The sequence below is a fragment of the Halopseudomonas pelagia CL-AP6 genome, assembly GCF_000410875.1.
GTDB lineage: Bacteria > Pseudomonadota > Gammaproteobacteria > Pseudomonadales > Pseudomonadaceae > Halopseudomonas > Halopseudomonas pelagia.
The window spans coordinates 1-3242 of record NZ_AROI01000079.1 but is presented as its reverse complement, the minus strand read 5'-3'; the positions used below and the strand labels follow the sequence as shown (position 1 = coordinate 3242).

At 43.2% G+C, this 3242-nt stretch carries 3 protein-coding genes; all 3 read right to left on the bottom strand.

Features of this window, described 5'->3' with window-relative positions; all coding sequences use genetic code 11:
• A partial coding sequence (locus K787_RS0121720) for an AAA family ATPase (protein WP_022964883.1) occupies positions 1-1038 on the bottom strand: 1038 nt, incomplete at its 3' end.
• A gap of 3 nt (positions 1039-1041) precedes the next feature.
• Positions 1042-1569, bottom strand: a complete 528-nt coding sequence (locus K787_RS0121715; protein WP_022964882.1) for an ABC-three component system middle component 4 — start codon at positions 1567-1569, stop codon at positions 1042-1044.
• The gene (locus K787_RS24170) at positions 1559-2791 is read right to left on the bottom strand and encodes an ABC-three component system protein (RefSeq protein ID WP_022964881.1); all 1233 of its coding nucleotides are present in this window, start codon (positions 2789-2791) and stop codon (positions 1559-1561) included. Before K787_RS24170 ends, K787_RS0121715 begins: the two co-directional genes overlap by 11 nt.
• Positions 2792-3242: the final 451 nt, after the last annotated feature.

Here is a 3242-nt window from a genome sequence, read left to right as displayed (position 1 = left end):
AAAATTAATGGCCATTGACACGCATATAGGGCATGGGTACGGTATCCTTTTTATCTCGCCGATCTTGTGACTTGCGGATAAAGTCGCCTCAATTTTTGCGATGTCGTTGTCGTAATCATTTTTTAGGCGAACATACCGATCCAACTGGTCTCGCAAATTTGTTAGCTCTTGAGATAGACTTTTTTCATTAAGTGAAAGCGTATTGAATGCGGCTTTGTAAGACTCGTACTGACTTGAGCTGGAAACCATTCTCGCGTTGGTCTGGCTCAGCTCCCGCTCCAGATCCTCAATAGTCTCATCAAGAGAAGTAAGAGAGTCATCGATAGAAGATTGGCTCTCATAATCAGTCTCTCGCAAGAATTCAGAAACAGATTGATATTTATTCTTGTGGCGCCGGGCTTCTTGAGATTGCTTGGAAATTTCTTGCTCCAACTCGGATATGCTGGTGTCGAGAACATTGAAAATATATTTAAATACTTCTTTATTGCTCGAAAATAGCGCCCAGTTCGCAGAGTCAAGTAAGTTCTTGCTGCCGACTTCATCTTGGTCAATGTATGAAAACTTATACAGATCGCGAAAGCTCAATCTCTTTAAATTAGAGTCAGCTTTGGATGGGGATACTTTAATATTTATTTCTGGCAGCCCTAATGCTCCCATAAAGAAATCAGAGAGATACCCGTCTGGCCCTTCTGTTGAGCCAAATTTTGGTGCATATTTTTTAGGGTAATTGTTAGCGCACTCTGAAAAAATACAGCGATAAACCTCCACTAGCGCACTTGGCTTGAATACGTCTCGCTTTATCGTGTACTCAACACCATTTAGTCTGATCTCCAGCGCAGCGTATGTGATCGAGGAGGATATTTCATCTGCCATTACAATGGATGAGGCCCCGAGGAGATAATTAATAAATTCTAGAATGCTCGACTTCCCTGTGTCTGAGTCACCGTAGATAATATTGACACCTGGAAAAAATTGGATACTGTAATTCTTTCGATTCCCGATCAAGTGCAGAAAGTCGATATTCAAATAAGGATGCATAAATCAATTCCCTTTGAGTAGCGTATTCAACCAAGCATTGAGTTTTGTGGTGGGCTTAGATTGCAGAGGCTCTAGCTTGGATATGATCTCAACTAAAGAGTTGAAGTAATTCCTGTCTGCCGTCTCGCTTATGAGCGAGCTGGCGAAATCATTGCCTATATGGGTCAGCGCATATCTAGTACTCTTGCTCTGCGCTATCCCCTCACACTTTAAAAACCCCAAAGCAGCAAGGCGCCTTATTAGTAACTTAATCTTGTGGCGGTTAAACAGCATGTCTACATTGCTGGACATGCTTTCTATTGTGTGGGTTAGTTTTTTATCCAGAGGCGCACTTGGCTTGTCCGCTAATCGCAATATTTTACCAATTTTTGCCGGGCTTTTTATTAAATAAAGGAAAATCTGTATCTTTTCAAAATCTAGGACTAGATTCCCGCGGTTATTAAGGGCCATCTTCGATAAAAGCAGAACCAGGATTGCTGTATTTAGGTCAAGCTCTTCATCAATTGGCAGATAAGGGAGGCTACTGATCATGGCGATTTACCCTATCTGCCGCCTCTGTATACAAAGACTTTAATGCCTCTAGCGTGGTGGCATCTGACCAAACCACTCTTGTGTCAGGCCTATTGGCCAATTGGTGAATCATTCCCATTTTGTGGTTGTCGCGCAATTGGGAAAGGGTTGTTTTTAGATAACCATCCTGCACATCAAATATCTTCTTATGTACAGAATGCACCAGTTGAGTAGTGCTGGTGCTGTTTGCTATGTGATATTCGTACTCCAGTCTATAAAGGGTTCTAATGTCCTCATATAGCTTCTGAAGAAGCTCACGATCATGGTCGCTGGAAAATATTTTCCTCGCTTCTTCAGCATTGAAGAAGTATTCCTTAGCGCTGCCGGTCAAGACCTCGGCAACCTCCGCAAGTACTAATTTAAGGACAAAGAACTGGTCATCATATTGCTGATTGTCAATGAATTCTTTCTTTTCTAACTGCCCCAAAGAATTCATCGCGAGATCTTCGATGAAATTTACGACAGCAAGATAGACAGTCTGTTCGCTATCTTTGGGCTTACATATTCCTACATGATCTTCATTCACCGCTACCGCATTCGCTTTTAGGGTATCGGTAGGAATGGCACTATTTTTTTCCACAATTATATCGTGCGCGCCGTAGATGTATTTAACCTCCGGCCTAACGGTGGACTGAATCCACGACCGGTTCAGTTTATCAATTGCTTCACCTAGGACCTTAAGATCGCCGACGTGAGCATTGCTGGAGATCAAGCTCGCAATACTCGCTGCCTTAGCGCCTTGGTGAGGAACGGCTAATGATACAAAGCCCGTGACAGGGGTTCGTCCATCGTGCTCAATCTGTTGAAGGATGCAGTACTTGGAGATCAGTCCGCCCATACTATGAGCAATAATTACAATTTTCTTGTAGTTATAGAAATTTACAGAGAATTCAGCCTTAAGAAGCTCTCCGATTTCCTCAATTGGCAGGTTTTTTTTGAGCGACTTAAGCGAACCGAACAGTCGCTCCACAATCGACTTGGACGTGCCGTATATATTCGTGAACGTAGTGAAATAGTTAAAGCATGCGATGTCGAAGCCATCGATACGAGGGTCTGCTAACAAAAGGGAAGGAAAGGAGACATGCTCGTCATATGCCCATGTCCCCATTCCGCCTGTCAGACCATGTACAAAAACCACAAGGCTTTGGTTCTTATCACGACGTACCCACTCTACCATGCTCATCTGCGGCCTATCCCTGTACTCCGGCTGGTTTGCTTGATGCTATCACGACCGAAGCGATGGCTGAAAGCTATTACGTATAGGAAGGATTTAGCACGGTTAATAGTGGATTTTTAATATACCCGAGCAGGACAGAGTCAAGCAGAAATTAGAAAGAGACAGAATTGTCCTATCTCATCGCGCTGGGGAAAGTAGAAACATCCCAAGTTGAGCAGTCAATTACAGCGGCCACATTAAAAAATTCGCTGATCCAAATCATTTTCTCCTCGAGAGAAGTCCACCGTTAAAAATTTAATTTAACACTTTGCATTAATCTTAAGTCAAGACCTAGAGGGATCAGCTAACGCTATTGGGTTCAGTGGAAACTTTCATACCGCAGGCGAATCGACTGAATCGTCCCATGTATTCTAGACATGCTGCGAAGGACTGCTTCTGGCCCAGAGTGTGTAAAAAC

What these genes read in the sequence shown, in the direction of transcription:
- K787_RS0121715 (WP_022964882.1), bottom strand. Translation starts at nt 1,569, where the DNA reads ATGATCAGTAGCCTCCCTTATCTGCCAATTGATGAAGAGCTTGACCTA.
- K787_RS24170 (WP_022964881.1), bottom strand. Translation starts at nt 2,791, where the DNA reads ATGAGCATGGTAGAGTGGGTACGTCGTGATAAGAACCAAAGCCTTGTG.